The following is a 379-nucleotide window of genomic DNA, read 5'->3' as shown; positions in this document are numbered from 1 at the left end:
GGGGTGCGGCCGGGGGCGGGGTCGCCGGTGATCCGGACGCCGGCGTCGGCGAGGAGGGCGGCGAAGGCGGTGGCGGTGGCGCGGGCGGGGTCGGCGTCGCGGGGCGCCGGGCCGCTGGGGCTGTCGTCGAGGCGTCCGGCGCGGGTCATGAGGGCGGTGACGGGGGCGATGTTCTCGTTGGGGCCGATGGGGTGGACGGCGGGGCCGGTGTAGAGGCCCGTGTCGTAGGCGAGGCGTACGGAGGCGCGGCCGCGGGTCTTGAGGGCGCGGGCGGTGTCGGTGGCGAGGGCCTTCAGGCGGTTGGCGTCGAGGGTGGGGTCGCCGCCGCCGGTGAGGGTGACGGACGTGCCGTCGGGGGCGGCGGTGACGGTGGTGGCGA

At 79.2% G+C, this 379-nt stretch carries 1 protein-coding gene; it reads right to left on the bottom strand.

What is annotated here, in order from left to right; genetic code table 11:
- Window positions 1–379, bottom strand: a 379-nt coding sequence (locus ADL08_RS12920) for a D-alanyl-D-alanine carboxypeptidase (protein WP_199836998.1), incomplete at both ends; no start/stop codon positions are given.

The sequence above is a fragment of the Streptomyces sp. NRRL F-6492 genome, assembly GCF_001280125.1.
In the GTDB taxonomy this organism is placed as follows: domain Bacteria; phylum Actinomycetota; class Actinomycetes; order Streptomycetales; family Streptomycetaceae; genus Streptomyces.
The sequence above is the reverse complement of the archived record's forward strand: the minus strand, read 5'-3'. Positions and strand labels throughout refer to the sequence as shown.